The organism is Corynebacterium sp. HMSC077G07, assembly GCF_001809225.1.
GTDB lineage: Bacteria > Actinomycetota > Actinomycetes > Mycobacteriales > Mycobacteriaceae > Corynebacterium > Corynebacterium jeikeium_D.
The window spans coordinates 1-276 of the sequence record NZ_KV796538.1 but is presented as its reverse complement, the minus strand read 5'-3'; the positions used below and the strand labels follow the sequence as shown (position 1 = coordinate 276).

Below are 276 nucleotides of genomic sequence, written 5' to 3'. Positions count from 1 at the left end.
CGACCCCGACAACCTTGCAGCAACAACAAACAGCCTCGAAGGTGGCATCAACGCCCCCATAAAAGAACTAGCCCGCAGACACCGCGGACTATCACTACCGCATCAACGCACAGTGATGGATTGGTGGCTGTATCTACATACAGAAGTCCCTGACGATCCGGTCAAGATCGCCAGGGACCAACGATGGGGTCAAGACGCACTTTCCACAGCAACAGACCTGATCACCCACAACACCACAGCCACTACCAATGACATCGGTGCACCAGCAGAATACGA

1 pseudogene is annotated in these 276 nt (G+C 54.3%); it reads left to right on the top strand.

The annotated features are described in order from the left end of the window. Positions 1–276: pseudogene (locus HMPREF2562_RS10775) on the top strand (IS256 family transposase); the annotation flags it as partial.